Source organism: Inquilinus sp. CA228, assembly GCF_052078665.1.
GTDB lineage: Bacteria > Pseudomonadota > Alphaproteobacteria > DSM-16000 > Inquilinaceae > Inquilinus.
The window spans coordinates 114272-135787 of record NZ_JBQJIK010000001.1; the positions used below are offsets into that span (position 1 = coordinate 114272).

The window sequence follows — 21516 nt, forward strand, 5'->3', positions numbered from 1 at the left end:
CCATGCCGGGAAGGCCGATGCGGCTTGGGGCGAACGGCTTCGCCTGGTCTCGATTCAGCGCTTCCATCCCATCCGTCGGGCCATATTGTTTCGAATTCTCGGCAATCGTCCGATTTTTTCGATCTTGACAGGGCTCACCCTAGCCGGTCTGATAAATTCGTAAAACGAAAAAATTAAACCGGCGAGGGAGAAGACGCATGGACCTGTCGCGCTCCATCATCCGCAGCGACCGCCGCAGCCTCCTGAAGTCGATGGCGGCGGGGGCGGGCGCCCTGGCCGCCGGCCCGCTGCTGGCGCGGCCCGCCATCGCCCAGGCGCGCGAGATCACGATGATCAGCGACGCCAGCAACAACCGCCCGGTCGTCGAACGCATCGCCGCCGATTTCGAGCGCGACACCGGGGTCAAGGTCACGATCAACGGCATCGACCATGAGTCGAACAAGACCGCGATCCGCAACTACCTGGTCACCAGCCCGCCCGACGTCTGCTTCTGGTTCAGCGGCAACCGCATGCGCGCCTTCGTCAAGCGCGGGCTGTTCGACGACATCACCGACCTGTTCCAGCGCGAGAAGTTCTACGACGTGCTCGGGGTGATGACCCAGACGGTCAGCGTCGACGACCGGCAATACGGCCTGCCGACCGGCGGCTCGATGTGGGGGATGCTGTACCGCAAGGACGTCTTCGCCCAGCACGGGCTGACGCCGCCGAAGACCTGGGACGAGATGATCGCCACCTGCGACAAGGCTGCGGCGGCCGGGCTGGTGCCGCTCGGCATCGGCACCAAGGAGCTGTGGCCGGCCGCCGGCTGGTTCGACTATCTGAACCTGCGGATCAACGGCCTCGACTACCACATGCGGCTGATGGACGGGCAGGCGACCTATCTGGATCCGGAGCTGACCGCCGTGTTCGACCGGTGGGAGGACCTGATCAAGCGCAACTACTTCCTGCCGAACCACACCTCCTATTCCTGGCAGCAGGCGGCCGCCTTCCTGGTGCAGGGCAAGGCGGCGATGTTCTTCCTCGGCAACTTCGCGCGCCGGGTGTTCCCGGACGACCAGGTGGAGCAGCTGGCCTTCATCCCGTTCCCGCAGATCCAGCCGGGGATCGGGCCGTTCGAGGAGTTCTCGGTCAACTCGATCCACATCCCGGCGCGGGCCAAGAACAAGGAGCTGGCGCGCGACTTCCTGGCCTATTTCTACCGGCCGGAGAATCTCGGCGCCTATCTGCAGCCGGACGGCAACATCCCGGCGCGCAAGGACGTCAAGATGCAGGTCGACCCGCTGATGCAGTCGGTGGTCGACACGCTGCAGGCGGCCAAGGGCACCTCGCAGTTCTACGACCGCGACACTGACCCGGACATGGCCCAGGCCGGGCTGAACGCGTTCCAGGAGTTCATGGTCGCGCCGGACCGGCGGCAGGCGATCCTCCAGCGGCTCGAGACCACCCGCAAGCGGGTGTTCAAGGCATGAGCCTGGCCGCGCCGATCGCCACGCGGAACGCGAGCGGCGCCGGGTTGCGGCAGCGCTGGCGGCGCCATCTCGACTGGGCCTGGCCGGTGCTGTTCCTGCTGCCGGGCGGCGTGCTGTTCGGGATGGTGATCGTGCAGTCCACGGTCGAAAGCCTGTGGATCAGCCTGCATGACTGGGACGGGATGGGCGACAAGGTCTGGATCGGCCTGGCCAATTACTATGAGCTGGCCGACGACCCGCAATTCTACGTGTCGCTGCAGAACAACCTGATCTGGCTGGTGCTGTTCCTGCTGGCGCCGGCCGCGGGGCTGGGCCTCGCCATCCTGCTGAACCAGAAGCTCCGGGGCATGCGGCTGGTCAAGTCGCTGTTCTTCGTGCCGCTGGTGCTGGCGCCGGTCACGGTCGGCGTGGTCTTCACCTGGTTCTACGACCCGACCTTCGGCCTGCTGGCCATGATCTTCCAGGCGGTGGGGGCGGCGGCGCCGGCCCTGCTGTCGGACGAGCGCTTCGTCACCTTCGCCGTGGTCGCCGCGGCGCTGTGGCCGCAGATCACCTTCTGCATGGTGCTGTTCCTGGCCGGGCTGAACAACCTGGACGACGACATCCTCGGCGCCGGCCGGGTCGACGGCGCCCGCGGCTGGCCGATGTTCTGGAACGTGGTGCTGCCGCAGCTGCGCCAGGTCTCGTTCATCGCCATCGCGGTCACCGTGATCGGCGCGCTGCGCAGCTTCGACCTGGTGGCGGTGATGACCCAGGGTGGGCCGTTCGGCTCCTCCTCCGTCCTCGCCTACCAGATGTACGAGCAGGCGATCTTCAGCTACCGCTTCGGCTACGGCGCGGCCATCGCCTCGGTGCTGTTCCTGGTCATGTCGGTGTTCATCGCCTGGTATCTGCGCCGGATGGTGCGGGTCGAGGCGGGGGGCGGCTGATGTATCCGCTGCCGATCGACCGCGCCGGCCCCGGCGCCCGCATCGCCTATCGCGGCTCCATCGGCGTGGTGCTGCTGCTGTGGCTGCTGCCGCTGCTGGCGATCCTGCTGACCTCGGTGCGCAGCCTGGACGACCTGTCGGTCGGCAACTACTGGGGCTGGCCCAGCCGGATCGAGCTGATCGAGAACTACCGCGCGGTGTTCGCCGACACGCCGATCCTGCGCTTCATGCTGAACAGCCTGATCATCACCGTGCCCTCTGTGGTCGGCGTGCTGGTGCTCAGCACCTTCGCCGGCTACGTGCTGTCCAAGCACCGCTTTCCCGGCCACATGCTGGTCTTCGCGGTCTTCGTCGGTGGCAATTTCGTGCCGCACCAGATCCTGATGATCCCGGTGCGCGACCTGATGGTGCAGCTGGGCCTGTACGACACCTTCGCCGCGCTGATCCTGTTCCACATCGCCTTCCAGACCGGCTTCGCCACCCTGTTCATGCGCAACTTCATCGCCCGGCTGCCGAACGAGCTGTTCGAGGCGGCGCGGGCCGAGGGCGCGTCGCCGGCGCAGATCCTGGGCCTGGTGGTGGTGCCGCTGCTGCGCCCGGCCCTGGCGGCACTGGCGATCCTGACCTTCACCTTCGTCTGGAACGACTATTTCTGGGCGCTGGTGCTGACCCAGAGCGACGCGGTCAAGCCGGTCACCTTCGGCCTCGCCACGCTGCGCGGCCAATACGTTTCGGTCTGGAATCTGATTTCGGCGGCGACGGTGGTTGTGGCGATCCCCCCGGTGGTGATGTTCTTCCTGATGCAGCGCCACTTCATCGCCGGCCTGACCATGGGGGCGGTGAAGGGCTGATGACACTCTCGACAGACGGAAAGACAGGCATGGCTACGGAAGCGAAGCTGCGTTGGGGCATTCTCGGGCCGGGCCGGATCGCCCGGGACTTCGCCGGCGGCGTGGCCCGGTCGCGCACCGGCAAGCTGGTGGCGATCGGCACGCGTGATGCGGCCAGGCCGGGGCTGGCCGAGGCTTTCCCCGGCGCCAGGATCCATGCCGGCTACGAGGCGCTGCTGGCCGACCCCGAGGTCGACGCCGTCTACATCGCCACGCCGCATCCGGGCCATGTGCATTGGGGCATCCGCGCCGCCGAGGCCGGTAAGCACGTGCTGTGCGAGAAGCCGATCGCCGTCAACGCCTATGATGCCATGGCGCTGGTGGATGCAGCACGGCGCGCCGGCGTGTTCCTGGCCGAGGCCTTCATGTACCGCGCCCATCCGCAGACCAGGCGGCTGGCCGAGCTGGTGGCGGCCGGCACGATCGGCGAGGTGCGGATGATCCAGGCCAGCTTCGGCTTCGCCGCCAAGTTCAACGCCGAGCATCGCCTATTCGCCAACGACCTGGCCGGCGGCGGCATCCTTGATGTCGGCGGCTATCCGGTGTCGATCGCACGGCTGATCGCCGGCGCCGCCTCGGGCAAGCCCTTCCTCGACCCGGTGAAGGTGACCGGCGCCGGCCATCTCGGCCGCAGCGGCGTCGATGAATGGACCGCGGCGGTGCTGGAGTTCCCCGGCGGCATCGTCGCCCAGGTGGCGACCGGCGTGTCGCTGGCGCTGGAGAACACGGTGCGGATCTTCGGCACCGAGGGCCGGATCGAGGTCGCCTCGCCCTGGTTCTGCAGCGGCAAGGAGGGCGGCAGCAGCGCCATCGTCATCACCCGTCCGGACGGCAAGACCGAGACCGTGGCGATCGAGGAGGCCGGCTGGCTCTACAGCTTCGAGGCCGATGCGGTCGGCGACGCGGTGGCGGCCGGCCAGCACGAGGCCGCCTTCATGACCCCGGCCGACAGCCTCGGCAACCTGAAGACGATGGACGCCTGGCGCGCCGCCATCGGCCTGGAATATGCGCTGGAGACGCCGGCGCGGCGCACCGGCCCGGTCGACGGCCGGCCGCTCAAGGCGGGCGCCATGCGCCGGATCGACCTGCCCGGCGCCGCCCGCCCGGCCTCGGCCCTCGCCCTCGGCGCCGTGGGGGTGGAGAATATCAGCCAGGCCGGGATGCTGTTCGACCGCTTCTTCGAGCGCGGCGGCAACACCTTCGACACCGCCTGGGTCTACCGCGCCGGCGGCTCCGACCGGGTGCTCGGCCAGTGGCTGGCCGGCCGCGGCGTGCGCGACGAGGTGGTGCTGATCGGCAAGGGCGCCCATGCGCCGCTGTGCTACCCCGACGTGATCCCGCGCCAGCTGACGGAATCGCTCGACCGGCTGCACACCGGCCGGCTCGACCTCTATCTGATGCACCGCGACAACCCGGACATCCCGGTCGGCGAGTTCGTCGACGTGCTCGATGCCGAGATCCGGGCCGGCCGCATCGGCTCCTGGGGCGGGTCGAACTGGACCCAGGAGAGACTGGACGAGGCCATTGCCTACGCCCGGGCCAACGGCAAGCACGGGCCCGCCACGGTCAGCAACAATTTCAGCCTGGCGGAGATGATCGAGCCGGTCTGGCCCGGCTGCATCGCCGCGGCGGATGCGGAATGGAAGGCTTGGCTGCTGCAGCGGCGGATGCCGCTCCTGGCCTGGTCCAGCCAGGCCCGCGGCTTCTTCACCGACCGCGCCGGCCGCGACCGGCACCAGGACCCGGAGCTGGAGCGCTGCTGGTACGGCGAGGGGAATTTCCGCCGCCGCGACCGTGCGGCCGAGCTCGGCGCCAGGCAAGGCCGCTCGGCGAACCAGGTGGCCCTGGCCTATTGCCTGCACCAGGACTTCACGGTGCTGCCGCTGATCGGCCCGCTGACGCTGGAGGAGCTGGAGGATTCGCTGCAGGCGCTCGACATCGCGCTGACGCCCGAGGAGGTGCGCTGGCTCGAAGGCTGATCACCGGCGCAGGAACCAGAACAGGGAGGAGACAACCATGAACAGAATGCTGTCGGGCCTCGCGGCCCTCGCCACCGCCGGGCTTCTGTCCGGCGGCGCCATGGCCGACGCCACGGTCAAATGGCTGCATATCGAGAACACGCCGGACACCGTGGCCTGGATGGAAAGCGTCGCCCGCGCCTATGAGGCGGCGCATCCCGGCGTCACCATCCAGATGCAGTATCTCGAGAACGAGGCCTACAAGGCCAAGCTGCCGACCACGCTGCAATCGCCGGACCGGCCGAACATCATCTACAGCTGGGGCGGCGGCGTGCTGCGCGACCAGATCAAGGCCGGGGTGATCGAGGATCTGAGCGATGCGGTGAAGGGCGAATGGGCCGACCGGATCAGCCCGGCCGCGCTCGACGCCTTCACCGTCGACGGCCATGTCTGGGGCGTGCCGGTGCTGGCCTCGCAGGTCGGCTTCTGGTTCAACAAGCCGCTGCTGGCCAAGGCCGGGGTCAAGGCCGAGGACATCAAGAGCTGGGACGACCTGCTGTCGGCGGTGAAGACGATCAAGGCCGCCGGCATCGTGCCGCTGGCGACCGGCGGCGCCGACAAATGGCCGATCCATTTCTACTGGACCCTGCTGGCCATGCGGATCGGCGGCAAGGACGCGTTCCAGGCCGCCTACGACCAGTCCGGCGACGGCTTCGACGGGCCGGTCTACGTCAAGGCCGGCGAGGACCTGAAGGCCCTGGCGGCGCTGGAGCCGTTCGAGCCCGGCTATCTTGGCCTGACCAACCCGCAGGCCGCCGGCTATTTCGGCGACGGCAAGGCCGCGATGCATCTGATGGGCAACTGGGACTATCTGAACGCCAAGAAGAACAGCGCCTCCGGCAAGGGCATCCCGGATGCCGAGCTCGGCTGGTTCGCGTTCCCGACGATGGCCGGCGGCGCCGGCCAGCCGACCGATGTGCTCGGCGGCGTCAATGGCTGGCTGGTGACCAAGGGGTCGCCGCCCGAGGCGGTCGATTTCCTGAAGTTCCTGACCAACAAGGAGAACCAGGAGAAGGCGGCGGAGCTCGGCGTCTACATCCCGGTGAACAAGGGCACGGCCGAGAAGCTGAAGAACCCGTATTTCCGGCAGATGGCGGAGAACATCGCCAAGTCCGGCTACTTCCAGGTGTTCTACGACCAGATGCTGGGCGCCAATGTCGGCCGGGTGGTGAACGACGTCACCACCGACATCGCCTCCGGCGCGACCGACCCGAAGGACGCCGCCGGCCAGGTCCAGGAAGCCTGGGAGATGCGGTGAGCCGGATGGAGAGGTCTTCCCCCTCACCCGAAATCGCGATGCGATTTCGACCTCTCCCCGGGGGAGAGGTGACCCTCTCCTCGGGGAGACGGAGGGGCCCGTTGCGTCAGCAACGGGAGGGTGAGGGGGTGGCTCCGGCCGATGGGGTGGTCTCACCATGACGGCCGCAACCCTGGCTCATGATCATGTCGCCGTCCGTCGGCGCCGCCGCGAGGCGCTGCGGTCGCAGGTGGCGCCGGTGGTGCTGATGCTGGTGCCGGCCCTCGCTTTGTTCACGATCTTCGTGATCCTGCCGATGGGCGAGGCCGGCTTCTACAGCCTGTTCAAATGGAACGGCTATGGCAGCCCGCAGGATTTCGTCGGGCTGCGGAACTTCGAGCAGCTGCTGCGCAACCGCACCTTCTGGTCGGCGCTGACCAACACCGGGCTGATCATCGCGGTGTCGCTGGCGATCCAGCTGCCGCTCGCGCTGGCCATGGCGCTGCTGCTGGCCGAGAAGCTGCGCGGCCGGGTGGCGTTCCGGATGGTGTTCTTCCTGCCCTACATCCTGGCCGAGGTCGCGACCGGGCTGATCTGGCAGTTCCTCTATGACGGCCAGTACGGCGCGGTGGCGCTGATCTGGGGCTGGTTCGGGGCCCAGGCACCCTTCGTCCTGGCCGACCGCACCCTGGCGATGGGGGCGGTGCTGCTGCTGGTGGTGTGGAAGTATTTCGGCTTCCACATGATGATCTACATCGCCGGCCTGCAGAGCATCCCGTCCGAGATCATCGACGCGGCCCGGATCGACGGCGCCACGCCCTGGCAGATCGCGCGCCGGATCAAGATCCCGATGCTGTTCCCGACCATCCGGCTGTCGGTGTTCTTCGCCGTGGTCGGGGCGCTGCAGCTGTTCGACATGGTGATGGCGCTGACCCGCGGCGGCCCGTCCAACGCCACCCATTCGCTGGTGACCTATCTCTACACCTTCGGCCAGATGCGGATGGAGATCGGCTTCGGCAGCGCCGTCGGCGTGGTGCTGTTCCTGATCTGCGTCGCCTTCTCGCTCGTCTATCGCCGCACCCTGATGCGCGGGGATTAGGAAGGCCCATGGCTGCGCCCACGCTCCGCCCCTCCCTCCTGCCGCAATATTTGGTGCTGCTCGCGGTCGCCGGAATCGTGCTGGTGCCGCTGATCGCGGCGGCGCTGGGCGGGTTCAAGACGCTGGGCGAGCTGCGGGTCAACCCGCTGGGCCTGCCGGCCAGCTGGGACGGCCCGGTCTATTGGGAGATCCTGGGCTCGGCGCGGCTGTGGCGCATGCTGTTCAACTCCGCCGTCATCGCCGGCCTCACCGTCGGGCTGGTGCTGATCGTCGGGTCGATGGCGGCCTTCATCTTCGCCCATGTCGTGTTCTTCGGCAGCCGCATGCTGCTGAACTATCTGCTGCTGGGGCTGATGTTCCCGGCGGCGACGGCGATGCTGCCGCTGTTCATCCGGGTCCGCGACCTCGGCCTGCTCGACACCTATTGGGGCGTGGTGCTGCCGCAGGTCGCCTTCGGCCTGGGCATGGCGATCCTGATGCTGCGCGGCTTCTTCCGCCAGCTGCCGCACGAGCTGTGGGAGGCGGCGCGGGTCGACGGCTGCGGCTATTTCCAGTTCTACCTGCGCATCACCCTGCCGCTGTCGCGTCCGATCCTGGCGACCGTGGCGGTCTTCTCCCTGGTCGCCAGCTGGAACAGCTACCTGCTGCCGCTGATCATGTTCAACACGCCGGAGATGTATCCCTGGCCGCTCGGGATCATGAACTACCAGGGCGAGTATTCCACCGAGTGGAACAAGATCCTGGCCTTCGTCACCCTGACCCTGGCGCCGGCGATCGTGTTCTTCCTGCTGGCCCAGCGCCACATCGTCGCCGGCCTGGCCAAGGGCGCGGTGAAGGGGTAGGGCGGACGACGAGCACGCCCCACTCCCGCACGGTCAGACCGGCCGGTCGCCCAGGATCGTGGCGCGGTGCATCACCCGCCGGTTCGGCAGGTAGTCGGCCAGGGCGTAGTGCTGGGTGCAGCGATTGTCCCAGAAGGCGACGTCGCCCGCCTTCCAGCGCCAGCGCACGGTGAATTCCGGCTTGGCCACATGGTCGAACAGGAAGCGCAGCACCGCGTCGCTCTCCTTGGCCGAGAAGCCGAGGATGCGGGTGGTGAAGCCCTCATTGACGAACAGGCCCTTGCGGCCGGTCGCCGGATGGGTGCGCACCACCGGGTGGATCACCGGCGGGTTCTTGTCGCGTGCGATCTGCCAGCGCTCGCGCTCCTCCGGCGCGGTGAACCGCTCCGGCGGGAAGGATTTGGCGAAGTCGTGCAGCGCCGTCAGGCCGGTGAGGAAGCCCTGCCAGGGCGCCGCCAGCGCCTCGAAGGCGGCGATGCTGCTGGACCAACTGGTATCGCCGCCGAAGGGCGGCAGCTGCTTCGCCGCCAGCACGGCGCCCAGCGGCGGGGTCTCGATGAAGGTGACGTCGGTGTGCCAGTTGTCGTTGTCCGGCTGGTTGTCAGGATGGGTGTCGAGGATGATGATCTCCGGCACCTCCTTCACATGCGGATAGACCGGGTGGACATGCAGCGCCCCGAAGCGGGCGGCGAAGTCGCGCTGCGCCGCCGGGTTCAGCTCCTGGTCCTCGAAGAACAGGACATGGTGTTGCAGCAGGGCGCGGTTGATCGCGGCGATGGTGGCGTCGCCCAGCGGCTGCGCCAGGTTGATGCCGCGCACCACGGCACCGATGGCGGGATTCAAGGGTTGGACGGAGAGGAGGGTCGACAGGCTGTCGGGCATGGCGGGCCTCTCTGTTTGCGGTTGGTCTTCGGTCGGTGGTGTCAGCCGCGCCCGTGCCAGGGCGTCAGCCGGCGCTGCAGCAGGCGCAGCAGATATTCCAGCAGGAAGGCGACCACGGCGATCACCAGGATGCCCAGCACCACCACGTCGGTGACCAGGAACTGGGCCGCGCTCTGGATCATGAAGCCGAGGCCGCTGGTGGCGGCGACCAGCTCGGCCGCGACCAGGGTCGACCAGCCGACGCCGAGGCCGATGCGCACCCCGGTCAGGATCTCCGGCAGCGCGTTCGGCAGGATCACATGGCGCAGCAGCTGGGCCCGGGTGGCGCCCAGCGAGCGGGCGGCGCGCAGCCGGTCGGGCGGCACGGCGCGCACCCCGGCCGCGGTCGAGATCGCGATCGGGGCGAAGATGGCGAGGAAGATCACCAGGACCTTCGAGGTCTCGCCGATGCCGAACCAGATCACGATCAGCGGCAGATAGGCCAGCGGCGGGATCGGCCGGTAGAACTCGATCAGCGGGTCGAGGATGCCGTGCGCCACCCGGCTGGTGCCGATAGCGATGCCGACCGGCACCGCGATCACCAGCGCCAGCGCCAAAGCGGCGAAGACGCGGCCCAGGCTGGCGGCGAGGTGCTGCAGCAGCGTCGCATCGGCAAAGCCGGTGGCGGCCGTGGTGACGAGCTTGCCGAGCACCGCCTGCGGCGTCGGCAGGAACAGGGGCGGGACGAGGCCGAGATTGGCGACGATCCCCCACAGCAGGAGGAGGCCCGCCACGGTGGCGAGGCTGATCAGCTTCGTCCCGCGGCCCTTGGCGTTTCCGGGGCGCCGCTGCGGGATCGGCCCCCTGCGGACAGGGGACGGCACCGGTTTCTGGAGCACGATGTCCGCCAATTCAGGCTGCCTCGCGCTCGAAGATCACATCCATCACCCGCTCGCGCAAGGCGATGAAGCCGGGGTCGGACTTGATCCGACGCGCCGGCTCGCCGGAACAGTACCGCCGGCCGAAATCCAGCCGCAGATCCTCGACGATGCGGCCGGGTTGCGGCGACATCACCACCAGCCGGGTCGCCAGGAACAACGCTTCCTCGATGCTGTGGGTGATCAGGAACAGGCTCTTGCCGGTGCGGTGCCACAGGTCCAGCAGCAGCTCCTGCATCCGCTCCCGCGTCAGCGCGTCGAGCGCGCCCAGCGGCTCGTCCAGCAGCAGCACCTCGGGGTCGGCGGCCAGTGCCCGGGCCAGGCCGACCCGCTGCTTCATGCCGCCCGACAGCTCCCACAGCCGCTGCCGCTCGAAGCCCTCCAGCCCGACCAGCCGCAGAATGCGCCGGGCCCGGTCGTCGCGCTCGGCCGGGGGGATCCCGCGCAGCCGCAGCGCAAAGCCGACATTGCCCAGCACGTCAAGCCAGGGGAACAGGGCGTCGTCCTGGAAGACGACGCCCCGCTCCACCCCAGGTCCGGTCACACGAACGCCGCCGAGTGTGACCGTCCCTGCCTCGGGGGCCAGGAAGCCCGCCATCAGGTTCAACAGCGTGGTCTTGCCGCATCCCGACCGGCCGAGGGCGACGACGAACTCGCCCGGCTCGATCGCGAGGGTAATCCGGTCCAGCGCGCGGATGTCGCCATCCGCCGCAGGATAGGTCACCGAAACGGCATTCACCGCCAGAACCGACATGGGCCTCTCCTGCGCCCGGTTCAGTTCGTCGTCCCCACCTGCGTACTGCCGGCCGCGGCGACGAAACGGGCGTCGACGTAAGGCGCGTAATCCTCCAGCGCCTGGTCGATCTTACCCTGCTCCTTCAAAAAAGCTGCAGTGGCGGCGATCGCCTTGGCCGTCCCGCCGCCCAGCAGGGCGGGGCCGGCCTGCTCCGCCTTCACCGGGAAGACGCTGCCCTGTAGCAGGGCCGGGATCTCCTCCGGCTTCGCCCCGGTCAGCCTGGCGATCTTGGCGACCTGCTCCGATTCCGCGCTCCACGCCTTCGGGTCGGCGCGGTAGGCCGCGTATTGCGTCAGGGTGACGTCGGCGAAGGCCTGCACCGCCTTGGGATCCGCCGCGATCAGGTCGGCCCGGGCGATCCAGGCGTCGAAGGTCGGCGCGCCCCAGCCGGCGACCTCGGTCGAGGTGACCAGGATCGTGCCGCTTTCCTTGATCTTGCCCAGCGCCGGGTCCCAGACATAGGCGGCGTCGATGTCGCCGCGCTGCCAGGCCGCCGCGATCTCCGGCGGCCGCAGGTTCACGATCCGGACCGAGGTCGGGGCGATGCCCCAGTGCTTCAGCGCCGCCAACAGGCTGTAATGGGTGGTCGAGACGAAGGGCACGGCCACGGTCTTGCCGGCCAGGTCCGCCGGCTTGTCGATGCCGGCGCCGTTGCGCACCACCAGCGCCTCGGCGGTGCCGATCTCGATCGCAACCAGGATGGTGCGGACCGGCAGCTCGCGGCTGGCCGCGGCGGCCAGCGGGCTGGACCCGACATAGCCGATCTGGACCCAGCCCGAGGCGATGGCGGCGATGACGTCGGCGCCGCTGTCGAATTTGCGCCATTCGACCGGGCGGCCGATGGCCTTCTCGTACAGGCCGTCGGCCTGCGCCACCTTCGCCGGCTCGACCGTGCTCTGGTAGCCGATGGTCAGCGGCTCCTCGGCCCGGGCGTAGTTGCCGATGACCACGGCGGCCGCACCGGCCAGCAGGGACCATCGCAGGATCTGGACGAGCATTCGGGACAATCCTCGAACGAACAGGCGCACACGCAAGGCCGGTCGCGCATCGAACCCGATCAGGGAGCGCGGATCAGTCGGCCGGGGCGCCGTTATGGAAGGGGTGAAGGGGTGCGGCTCAGGCCTGGCCGCAACAGCCGGGATCGCAGATGAGAGACATGGGCTTCGACTCCTCGAGACCACGAACCCGGTCGTGGCGCTTAGCGTTTGGTGACGCGGCGCAAGCTTCACCGAAAATTGCCGCGGCGCGATCCCGGACAGGACCGACAGGACACAGGCTTTCACAGTCGCCCGGATCAAGTCAACAGGATTCAACAACAGCACTTCATGGCTGTTGAATAAACTACATGTTCTACATGGTATATTCTGCAAGGACTGCCCTCCTGGCCTTGTGACCGGATGGGCCGCAACCGGTCATTCCGGATGCAAAATATTTTAGACAAATCCACGCATACCATGGTGTTCAGGCGTATGATGGCACCATGGCGCAGTCGAGCCCATCCCTTTCAGACCGAGGGGCCGCGAGCAGTTTCGACGGCATCGGCGGGCCGCTGGCCGTGGGGAGGTTTTTTAATGGCAATCATCAATGGCACCGCCGGCGCCGACAATTTGGTCGGGACCAGCGCCGCGGATACGATCAACGGCCTGGCCGGTAACGACACCATCAACGCCGGGTCCCGGCCGACGGTCGCCGGCTCCGGCGTCGACGTGGTGGATGGCGGAACGGGCTTCGACACGCTGGTCGTCAACTGCTCCGGCGAGACCCAGTCGGTGCAGTTGTTCACCGGCGGGTCGCCGACCTTCCAGGTGCGGTCGACCACCGGCAATTTCTACGTCGACGCCTACAACATGGAGGCGGTGAACTTCACCGGCGGCTCCGGCAACGACTCGATCGACACCGGCGAGCGGTCCGGGGCGGTGAATGGCGGCGCCGGCACCGACCATTGGTTCGCCAATCTGGGCGGGCTGTTCACCGGCGTGACCTTCACCCTGGGGACCACGACATCGATCGCCGCCGCGGGGCTGAGCTCGATCCTGAGCGTCGAGCGCATCAGCCTGACCACCGGCGCCGGCAACGACACGATCACCGGCGGGTCCCAGGCCGACAGCATCAACACCGGTGACGGCAACGACACCATCGACGCCAGGACGCGGCCGACCGCGTCGGGGGTCGATGTGGTCGATGGCGGGCTCGACAGCGACACCCTGATCGTCAACGCCGCGGGCGAGACCCAGTCGGTGCAGCTGTTCACCGGCGGGTCGCCGACCTTCCAGGTGCGGTCGAACTCCGGCAATTTCTACGTCGACGCCTACAGTATGGAGGTGATCAAGTTCACCGGCGGCTCCGGCGCGGACTTCATCCAGACCGGCACCCGCGGCGGCACGGTGAACGGCGGCGGCGGCATCGATCACTGGGAGGCCGATCTCAGTGGCCTGATCTCGGGCGTGGCGTTCCAGCTGGGAACCACGACCTCGATCGCGGCGGCGGGGCTGACCTCGATCCTCAACCTCGAACGCCTCACGCTGTTCACTGGCAGCGGCAACGACAACATCATCGGCGGCAGCCAGGCCGACGACATCCGCACCGGCGCCGGCAACGACACCATCAACGCCAGGTTGCGGCCGACGACGGCGGGGGCCGGGACCGATTACGTCGACGGCGGCGCCGGCAGCGACACGCTGGTGGTCTATTGCGCGACCGAGACCCTGGGGGTGCAACTGTTCACCGGCGGGTCGCCGACCTTCCAGGTGCGGTCGAACTCCGGCAATTTCTACGTCGATGCCTACAACATGGAGGCGGTGCAGTTCACCGGCGGCGCTGGCGCCGACTTCATTCAGACCGGCACCCGCGGCGGGACGGTGAATGGCGGCGCGGGAATCGACCATTGGCAGGCCGATCTCAGCGGGCTGGTCTCGGGCGTGGCCTTCACGCTGGGGACCACGACGTCGATCGCGGCGGCGGGCCTGACCTCGATCCTCGGCCTCGAGCGCATCACGCTGACCACCGGCGCCGGCAATGACGTGATCACGGGCGGCAGCCAAGCCGACGACATCAGGACAGGGGCCGGCAACGACACCGTCAATGCCAAGACCCGGCCGACCGCGGCGGGGTCCGGGGTCGACTTCGTCGATGGCGAGGCCGGCACCGATGCCCTGGTGGTCGACGCCTCGGCCGAGACCCAGTCGGTGCAGCTCTTCGCCGGCGGGTCGCCGACCTTCCAGGTCCGGTCGACCAGCGGCAACTTCTATGTCGACGCCTACAACCTGGAGACGGTGACGTTCCACGGCAGCAGCGCCGGCGACACCATCAGCGGCAACACCGGCGCCGACACGCTGAACGGCCGCGCCGGCGTCGATTCGATCGATGGCGGGCAGGGCGACGACAAGATCGACGCCGGCACCGAGGCCGATTCGATCCGCGGCGGGCGCGGGGCCGATACCATCACCGCCGGCGCCGGCAACGACACGATACGGTACGGCACGGTGCTCGATTCCTGGGTGGCCGGCGCCAAGATCGACAGCGTCGCCGACTTCGTCAGCGGCTTCGACAAGTTCGACCTGTCGGAAATCGACGCCAACAACATCGGGGCGGACGGCAACCAGGCCTTTACCTTCATCGGCGGGGCTGGCTTCACCTTCGTCCGCGGTCAGCTGCGCTCGACCGCCGGGGTGGTCGAGGCCGATGTGAACGGCGACGGCGTGGCCGATTTCCGCGTCGTGCTGGCCAATGGCGCGGCGGCCGCCGCGGCCGATTTCGTGCTGTAGGGCGCGGCGCCGGGCCGGGAACGGCGGATCGGGGGAAGCCGGCATCGCACAGCCGGATTCCCCTTCCGGCCCGGTCCGGTTATGGTCCGGCCATGCCCAGCCGGACCCGTCCCGAGGCGTCGCCCGCCCTTCTCGCCATCACCGGCCTCGACCGGCCGGTGGCGCTGCGCCGCAATGCCCGGGCGCGGCGCCTGTCGCTCAAGCTCGACCCCGCGTCGGGCGAGGTCGTGGTGGTGGCGCCACCGCGGGTGCCGGCGCAGGTGATCGCGGATTTCGTCACCCGCCATGCCGAGTGGGTGCGCCGCCGCCGCGCCGCCATGCCGGGCCGGACCCCGTTCCTGCCGGGCGCCGAGGTCCCGATCCTCGGCGTGCCGCACCGGATCGCGCACGACCCTGCGGCGGGCCGGGGCGTCCGCTGGGCCGATGGCGAGCTCAGGATCGGCGGCCCGGTCGAGCATCTCGGCGCCCGGCTGGCCGCCTGGCTGCGGGCGGAGGCGCGGCGCCAGCTCCTGGTCCGCAGCCGGGCGGCGGCGGTGAGGCTCGGCGTCACCGTCGCCGCGGTGACGGTGCGCGACACCCGCAGCCGCTGGGGCAGCTGCGCCTCCAGCGGGCGGATCAGCTATTCCTGGCGCCTGCTGCTGGCGCCCGAATCGGTGCTCGACTACGTGGTGGCGCATGAGGTCGCGCATCTGGTCGAGATGAACCATTCCGCGCGCTTCTGGGCGGTGGTCGACCGGCTGCACCCGGAGTCCGGCCGCTGCCGCGCCTGGCTGAAGGCCAAGGGACAGGACCTGCATCTCTATGGCTGACCGGGTTGCCGGAACCGGGGGCCTGCAGCCCTCGGCCATCATCGCCATCGTCCTGACCCTGCTGACCGGCTTCGGGCCGATGTCGACCGACCTGTACCTGCCGTCGCTGCCGGCGCTGGTCACGGCGTTCGACAGCGACATCGCCACGGTGCAGCTGACGCTCAGCGTCTTCCTGGTCGGCTTCGCCGTGGCGCAGCTGGTCTACGGCCCGGTCTCCGACCGCTTCGGCCGGCGCCCGGCGATCCTGGCCGGGGTGACGATCTTCACCGCCGCCAGCATCGCCTGCGCGCTCGCCACCTCGATCGAGATGCTGATCCTGTGCCGGTTCCTGCAGGCGCTCGGCGCCTGCTGCGGCCCGGTGCTGGGCCGCGCCGTGGTGCGCGACCTGTACGGGCCCGAACGCTCGGCCCGCATCCTCGCCTACATGTCGATGTCGATGGCGCTGGCGCCGGCGATCGGGCCGATCATCGGCGGCGTGCTGCAGCAGGCCTTCGGCTGGCAGGCGACCTTCTGGCTGCTGGTCGGCTTCGGCGTGCTGATGCTGGCCGCGGTGCTCGGGCTGCTCGGCGAAAGCAACCGGCACCGTGATCCCCTCGCCACCAGCCCGACCCGGCTGGTCCGCAACTATGCCAGCCTGCTGCGCCACCGCCGCTACATCGGCTATGTGGCGATCGTCGCCTGCAGCTACAGTGCGATCTTCACCTTCATCTCCGGCTCGTCCTTCGTGCTGTCGGGCATGCTCGGCCTGTCGCCGCCGGTCTACGGCGCCTGTTTCGGCATCGTCTGCATCGGCTTTATCTGCGGCAGCTTCGGCTCCGGCCGGCTGACGCTCAGGCTCGGCATCGACCGGATGATCGCGGCGGGGACGCTGGTGATGCTGGCCGGCGCCGCGGCGATGGCGGCGTTGGCGGCGGCCGGCGTGTTCACCGTCTGGGCCGTGGTCGGCCCGTTCTTCGTGGTGATGATCGGCGTCGGCCTGACCCTGCCCAACGCCATCGCCGGGGCGATCGCGCCGTTCCCGGCCATGGCCGGCACCGCCTCGGCGCTGATGGGCTTCCTGCAGATGACGCTGGCGGCCCTGGTCGGCATCGCCATCGGCCACGCCACCGGCAGCGACGGCCTGCCGATGGCGCTGGCCGCGCTGCTGACGACGCTCGGCGCCCTGGCGGCGTTCCGGCTCCTTGTCAACCCTTCGACCGCACGGCCAGCCGGAACGGCCTGATGTCGATCAGCTGCCACACCCCGCCGGTGACATAGGGGTCGGCGGCGATGATGGCGTCGAGAGTGGCCCGGTCCGGCACCTCGTAGATCACGCTGGAGCCGATCATCCGGCCCTCATCGTCCAGGATCGCGCCGCCGGCGATGATCACGCCCTCCTCGGCGTAGCGGCGGGCGCCGACCAGATGCTGCTCGCGCGCCGCCAGGCGCCGGGCCGGGGCCTCGGCGTCGTCGCCGTCCTTCGCGGTCACCAGGAACTGCATGGCTGTCCTCCCTCGTCGATCCGGCGAGCATAGCGGCGTTCGGCCCGGTCGCAACCCGCCCGGCGATCTGCTACCCAGGGGGCAGGATATCCGGGTGCCAAATTCTGGTGGAGAGACGGCATGAAGGTCGAGGGTCTGGCGGCGGTGGTCACCGGGGCGGGGTCGGGCATGGGGGCGGCGACCGCCCGGGCCTTGGCCGCGGCGGGCGCAAAGGTGGCGCTGCTCGATCTCAACCGCGACGCGGCCGAGGCGGTGGCGGGCGAGATCGGCGGCCTGGCCGTGGCCTGCGACGTCGGCGACGGCGAGTCGGTGGCGGCGGCGCTGGATCAGGCCCGGGCGGCGCATGGCACGGCGCGGATCGCCGTGGCCTGCGCCGGCATCGCCCCGGGCGCCCGGCTGGTCGGCCGCGACGGGCCGCACGACCCGGCGCTGTTCGAGCGGGTGATCCGGGTCAACCTGCTCGGCACCTTCCACCTGCTGCGCCTGACCGCCGCGGCGATGGCGGCGGAGGAGCCGCTGCCGGCGGCGGCCAGCGCCTCGGGCGAGCGCGGCCTGTTCGTCGCCACCGCCTCGGTCGCGGCCTATGAGGGCCAGGTCGGCCAGGTCGCCTATTCCGCCTCCAAGGGCGGGGTGGTCGGGCTGACCCTGCCGGCGGCGCGCGACCTGGCCAAGAGCGGCATCCGGGTGATGACCGTGGCGCCGGGGCTGATCGGCACGCCGATGATCGAGGCGATGCCGCAGCAGGTGCAGGACAGCCTGATCGCCACCACCCTGTTCCCGCAGCGCCTGGGCCGGCCGGAGGAGTTCGCCCAGCTGGTCCTGCACATCGCCGCCAACGAGATGCTGAACGGGTCGGTGATCCGGCTCGACGGCGCCGTGCGTCTGGCGCCGCGATGAGCAGCGTCCAGAAGCCGGGCTTCACCGAGCCGCCGTCGACCGACGACCTGATCGAGCTGGCGGAGGAGGGGTTCGAGCGGATTCCGGCGCGGCTGCGCGCCATGGTCCGCGGCGTCGCCATCCAGGTGGTGGACTTCCCGGATGACGAGACGCTGGACGAGATGGACATGGAAAGCCCGTTCGACCTGCTCGGCCTCTACACCGGCACGCCGTTCGGGCAGAAGACCTTCGCGATCGCGACCCGGCCGGACATGATCTTCCTCTACCGCCGGCCGATCCTCGACTACTGGTGCGAGACCGGCGAGGATCTCGGCCATGTCGTCCGCCACGTGCTGATCCACGAGATCGGCCACCATTTCGGCTTCTCCGACGACGACATGGAGACGCTGGAGCGGGAGGCGGACGAAGGGCAGATGTGAGGTTCGGCCGGGCGGATCACCCGGCCAGCCGGACCAGCATGTAGCCGGCGGAGCGGACGGTGCGGATCGGGTCGATTCCGCCATCGCCGTTCAGGGCCCGGCGCAGGCGGCCGATGTGGACGTCGATCGTGCGCGGCTCGACATCGGTGTCATGGCCCCAGATGTCGCGGCGAAGCTGCTCGCGGCTGAACACGCGCCCGGGATGCTGCATGAACAGGCGCAGCAGCCGGAACTCGGTCGGTCCCAAATGCACGTCCCGGCTGTTGCGGCGGACGCGGTGGCCGGCGAGATCCATCACCAGGTCGGAACAGACCAGCACTTCCTCGACCACCGGGATCATCTGCTGCATGCCGCTCTCCTTCCAACCGAGATGATGCGTCAGCCGAAGCGGCCGGTGACGTAGGCCTGGGTCCGGTCGTTGCGGGGGGTGGTGAACAGCTCCGCCGTGGCGCCGAACTCGACCAGCTCGCCGAGATACATGAAGGCGGTGAAGTCGGCGGCGCGGGCGGCCTGCTGCATGTTGTGGGTGACGATCGCGATGGTGTGGTCGGCCTTCAGCTCGTCGATCAGCTCCTCGATCTTGGCGGTCGAGATCGGGTCGAGCGCCGAGGTCGGCTCGTCGAGCAGCAGCACGTCCGGCCGCATCGCCACGGCGCGGGCGATGCACAGGCGCTGCTGCTGGCCGCCGGACAGGCTGGTGCCGCTCCGCCTCAGCTTGTCCTTGACCTCGTCCCACAGGGCGGCGCGGCGCAGCGCCGCCTCGACCCGGTCCGCCATCTCGGCAGCCGGCAGGCGCTCGTGCAGCCTGATGCCGAAGGCGATGTTGTCGTGGATCGACATCGGAAAGGGTGTCGGCTTCTGGAACACCATGCCGACCCGGGCGCGCAGCTGGTTCGGGTCCTGCTGCGGCGACAGGATGTTGCGGCCGTCCAGCAGCACCTCGCCCTCCGCCCGCTGCTTCGGATAGAGGTCGTACATGCGGTTGAGGACCCGCAGCAAGGTCGACTTGCCGCAGCCGGACGGGCCGATGAACGCCGTCACATGCCGCTCGTAGAGCGGCAACGAGACCCGCTTCAGCGCCTCGTGCCCCTGGTAGAAGAAGGAGAGGTTCCGGATCGCGATCTTCTCGTGGAGATCCGGCCCCGGCGCCGGCCGGCGGATGCCGCCGGCGAGGTCGAGCGCCACCCGGGTCGCGCCGTTCCCTGTCATGATCGGTCCCTGCCGCCCAGCGCCGACAGCGTCCGGGCGATGATGTTGAGGAGGAGGATGGTCACGGTGATCAGCAGTGCGCCGCCCCAGGCCAGAGTCTGCCAGCCGTCATAAGGGCTGAGGGCGAACTGGAAGATGACGACCGGCAGATTCGCCATCGGCGCGTTCATGTCGGTGCTCCAGAACTGGTTGTTGAGTGCGGTGAACAGGAGCGGCGCGGTCTCGCCACTGATCCGCGCCACCGCCAGCAGGACGCCGGTGACGATGCCGTTGCGGGCCGCGCGGTAGGAGATCAGGGTCACCACCTTCCAGCGCGGGGCGCCGAGCGCCGCGGCCGCCTCGCGCAGGCTGTCGGGCACCAGCCTCAGCATGTCCTCGGTGGTGCGGATCACGACCGGGACGGCGATGATCGCCAGTGCGACCGACCCGGCCCAGGCCGAGAAATGACCCATCCGCGCGACCATGATCTCGTAGACGAACAGGCCGATGACGATCGACGGCGCGCTGAGCAGGATGTCATTGACGAAGCGGACGGCCTCGGCCAGGCGGCCGGACTTGCCGTACTCGGCCAGATAGGTGCCGGCCAGGATGCCGACCGGCGTCCCGATCAAGGTGCCGACGCCGGTCATCACCAGGCTGCCATAGATCGCGTTCAGCAGCCCGCCGCCATCGCCCGGCGGCGGCGGAGTCGAGTCCGCGAACAGGCCGGGGCCGATGGCGCCGAGCTCGTTGCGCAGCAGGGTGACGAGGATCCAGGCCAGCCACAGCAGGCCGAACAGGGCGGCGGCGGTGGAGATGCCGAGGCAGATCGCATTGGTGGCCCGGCGGCGGGCGTAGAGCGCGGACGAGGCGGCCATGGACCTCAGCCCCCCGCCTTGCGCCGCAGCCGCGCGAGCTGGAGCTTCGCCAGGGCCAGCACGACGAAGGTGATGACGAAGAGGATCAGGCCGAGCGCGATCAGCGACGAGGTGTAGAGGTCGCCGACCGCCTCGGTGAACTCGTTGGCGATCGAGGCGGAGATCGTCGTCCCGGGGGCCAGGATCGAGGCCGCGACGCGGTGGGCGTTGCCGATGACGAAGGTCACCGCCATGGTCTCGCCGAGCGCGCGGCCGAGGCCGAGCATCACCCCGCCGGCGACGCCGGTGCGGCTGTGGGACAGCACCACCTTGGACACCACCTCCCAGGTCGTCGCGCCGAGGCCATAGGCCGATTCCTTGAGCATCGGCGGCACCGTCTCGAACACGTCGCGCATCACCGAGGCGATGAAGGGCAGGACCATGATCGCGAGGATCAGCCCGGCGGTCAGGAGGCCGATGCCGTAGGGCGGGCCGGCGAACAGCGCGCCGATCAGGGGCAGCCGCCCCAGCGTGCCGATCAGGAAGGGCTGCACCGTATGCTGCAGGATCGGCGCCAGCACGAAGAAGCCCCAGATGCCGTAGATGATGCTGGGGACGCCGGCCAGGAGCTCGATGGCGATGCCGACCGGCCGCCGCAGCACTGGCGGACACAGCTCGGTCAGGAAGACGGCGATGCCGAAGCTGACCGGAACGCCGATCAGCAACGCGATCAGCGACGTTGCCAGGGTGCCGTACAGCGGGGCCAGCGCGCCGAACCGTTCGGTGACCGGGTTCCAGACATCGGCGAAGACGAAGCCGAATCCGAAGCGGTGCAGCGCCGGCAGGGCGCCGGCGATCAGCGACAGGATCACCCCGCCGAGGATCGCCAGCACCAGGAGGGAGAAGGCCTGCGTGGTCAGGCGGAAGCCGGCATCCGCCGCGCGCTGGTGGCGCGCGGCGCGGCCGCCGGTCTGCGATCCGACCTCGGGAGTGACGGCACTCACCATTGATCACCCTTGTCC

The 21516-nt window shown here is 69.3% G+C and carries 20 protein-coding genes and 1 pseudogene; 12 read left to right on the forward strand and 9 right to left on the reverse strand.

Features of this window, described 5'->3' with window-relative positions:
• The first annotated feature begins 197 nt into the window (after nucleotides 1–197).
• From ACTOWL_RS00570 to ACTOWL_RS00600, 7 genes are all read left to right on the forward strand, one after another.
• Nucleotides 198–1469: an ABC transporter substrate-binding protein gene (locus ACTOWL_RS00570; protein ID WP_441319232.1), complete on the forward strand. Its 1272-nt coding sequence runs from the start codon at nucleotides 198–200 to the stop codon at nucleotides 1467–1469.
• Nucleotides 1466–2398 carry a carbohydrate ABC transporter permease gene (locus ACTOWL_RS00575; RefSeq protein WP_441319233.1) on the forward strand — a complete coding sequence of 311 codons (933 nt, stop codon included), beginning with the start codon at nucleotides 1466–1468 and terminating at the stop codon, nucleotides 2396–2398. The genes ACTOWL_RS00570 and ACTOWL_RS00575 overlap by 4 nt, the downstream gene beginning before the upstream one ends.
• Nucleotides 2398–3249: a carbohydrate ABC transporter permease gene (locus tag ACTOWL_RS00580; RefSeq protein ID WP_441319234.1), complete on the forward strand. Its 852-nt coding sequence runs from the start codon at nucleotides 2398–2400 to the stop codon at nucleotides 3247–3249. Before ACTOWL_RS00575 ends, ACTOWL_RS00580 begins: the two co-directional genes overlap by 1 nt.
• A 29-nt stretch (nucleotides 3250–3278) precedes the next feature.
• Nucleotides 3279–5267, forward strand: a complete 1989-nt coding sequence (locus ACTOWL_RS00585; RefSeq protein WP_441319235.1) for an aldo/keto reductase — start codon at nucleotides 3279–3281, stop codon at nucleotides 5265–5267.
• A 37-nt stretch (nucleotides 5268–5304) separates the two neighbouring features.
• Nucleotides 5305–6564, forward strand: a complete 1260-nt coding sequence (locus ACTOWL_RS00590) for an ABC transporter substrate-binding protein (RefSeq protein WP_441319236.1) — start codon at nucleotides 5305–5307, stop codon at nucleotides 6562–6564.
• Nucleotides 6565–6721: 157 nt separating this feature from the next.
• Complete coding sequence (locus ACTOWL_RS00595) at nucleotides 6722–7642, forward strand: carbohydrate ABC transporter permease (RefSeq protein ID WP_441319237.1); 921 nt, start codon at nucleotides 6722–6724, stop codon at nucleotides 7640–7642.
• Nucleotides 7643–7650: 8 nt separating this feature from the next.
• Nucleotides 7651–8484 carry a carbohydrate ABC transporter permease gene (locus tag ACTOWL_RS00600; protein WP_441319238.1) on the forward strand — a complete coding sequence of 278 codons (834 nt, stop codon included), beginning with the start codon at nucleotides 7651–7653 and terminating at the stop codon, nucleotides 8482–8484.
• A 33-nt stretch (nucleotides 8485–8517) separates the two neighbouring features.
• Here the strand turns inward: ACTOWL_RS00600 and tauD are convergent, their stop codons facing one another.
• From tauD to tauA, 4 genes are read right to left on the reverse strand one after another with little or no spacing between them, the layout of a single operon-like run.
• Complete coding sequence (tauD, locus tag ACTOWL_RS00605; protein ID WP_441319239.1) at nucleotides 8518–9366, reverse strand: taurine dioxygenase; 849 nt, start codon at nucleotides 9364–9366, stop codon at nucleotides 8518–8520.
• 41 nt (nucleotides 9367–9407) lie between these two features.
• A complete protein-coding gene (tauC, locus tag ACTOWL_RS00610) occupies nucleotides 9408–10244 on the reverse strand; it encodes a taurine ABC transporter permease TauC (protein WP_441319240.1) in 837 nt (278 codons plus the stop codon).
• A 13-nt stretch (nucleotides 10245–10257) separates the two neighbouring features.
• A complete protein-coding gene (tauB, locus tag ACTOWL_RS00615; RefSeq protein ID WP_441319241.1) occupies nucleotides 10258–11037 on the reverse strand; it encodes a taurine ABC transporter ATP-binding subunit in 780 nt (259 codons plus the stop codon).
• Nucleotides 11038–11057: 20 nt separating this feature from the next.
• The gene (gene tauA / locus ACTOWL_RS00620; protein ID WP_441319242.1) at nucleotides 11058–12077 is read right to left on the reverse strand and encodes a taurine ABC transporter substrate-binding protein; all 1020 of its coding nucleotides are present in this window, start codon (nucleotides 12075–12077) and stop codon (nucleotides 11058–11060) included.
• 573 nt (nucleotides 12078–12650) lie between these two features.
• On the opposite strand from tauA, the gene ACTOWL_RS00625 reads away from it, so the two are divergent.
• From ACTOWL_RS00625 to ACTOWL_RS00635, 3 genes are all read left to right on the forward strand, one after another.
• On the forward strand, nucleotides 12651–14843 hold the full coding sequence (locus tag ACTOWL_RS00625; protein WP_441319243.1) for a beta strand repeat-containing protein: 2193 nt from the start codon (nucleotides 12651–12653) through the stop codon (nucleotides 14841–14843).
• 92 nt (nucleotides 14844–14935) lie between these two features.
• The gene (locus tag ACTOWL_RS00630) at nucleotides 14936–15652 is read left to right on the forward strand and encodes a M48 family metallopeptidase (protein WP_441319244.1); all 717 of its coding nucleotides are present in this window, start codon (nucleotides 14936–14938) and stop codon (nucleotides 15650–15652) included.
• Nucleotides 15645–16874, forward strand: a complete 1230-nt coding sequence (locus ACTOWL_RS00635) for a multidrug effflux MFS transporter (RefSeq protein WP_441319245.1) — start codon at nucleotides 15645–15647, stop codon at nucleotides 16872–16874. Before ACTOWL_RS00630 ends, ACTOWL_RS00635 begins: the two co-directional genes overlap by 8 nt.
• Here the strand turns inward: ACTOWL_RS00635 and ACTOWL_RS00640 are convergent.
• Entirely contained in the window at nucleotides 16837–17133 is a 297-nt protein-coding gene (locus tag ACTOWL_RS00640; RefSeq protein WP_441319246.1) for a YciI family protein, read from the reverse strand. The genes ACTOWL_RS00635 and ACTOWL_RS00640 overlap by 38 nt on opposite strands.
• Before the next feature lie 120 nt (nucleotides 17134–17253).
• On the opposite strand from ACTOWL_RS00640, the gene ACTOWL_RS00645 reads away from it, so the two are divergent.
• Entirely contained in the window at nucleotides 17254–18030 is a 777-nt protein-coding gene (locus tag ACTOWL_RS00645; protein ID WP_441319247.1) for an SDR family NAD(P)-dependent oxidoreductase, read from the forward strand.
• On the forward strand, nucleotides 18027–18449 hold the full coding sequence (locus ACTOWL_RS00650; protein ID WP_441319248.1) for a metallopeptidase family protein: 423 nt from the start codon (nucleotides 18027–18029) through the stop codon (nucleotides 18447–18449). Before ACTOWL_RS00645 ends, ACTOWL_RS00650 begins: the two co-directional genes overlap by 4 nt.
• A gap of 16 nt (nucleotides 18450–18465) precedes the next feature.
• Here ACTOWL_RS00650 and ACTOWL_RS00655 read toward each other — a convergent pair.
• From ACTOWL_RS00655 to pstC, 4 genes and pseudogenes are all read right to left on the reverse strand, one after another.
• A pseudogene (locus ACTOWL_RS00655) lies at nucleotides 18466–18771 on the reverse strand (winged helix-turn-helix domain-containing protein); the annotation flags it as partial.
• A gap of 56 nt (nucleotides 18772–18827) precedes the next feature.
• A complete protein-coding gene (pstB, locus tag ACTOWL_RS00660) occupies nucleotides 18828–19658 on the reverse strand; it encodes a phosphate ABC transporter ATP-binding protein PstB (protein ID WP_441319249.1) in 831 nt (276 codons plus the stop codon).
• On the reverse strand, nucleotides 19655–20515 hold the full coding sequence (gene pstA, locus ACTOWL_RS00665; RefSeq protein ID WP_441319250.1) for a phosphate ABC transporter permease PstA: 861 nt from the start codon (nucleotides 20513–20515) through the stop codon (nucleotides 19655–19657). The genes pstB and pstA overlap by 4 nt, the downstream gene beginning before the upstream one ends.
• 5 nt (nucleotides 20516–20520) lie before the next feature.
• Nucleotides 20521–21498 (reverse strand): phosphate ABC transporter permease subunit PstC, encoded by a 978-nt coding sequence (pstC, locus tag ACTOWL_RS00670; RefSeq protein ID WP_441319251.1) that lies wholly within the window; start codon nucleotides 21496–21498, stop codon nucleotides 20521–20523.
• Between the last annotated feature and the right edge of the window lie 18 nt (nucleotides 21499–21516).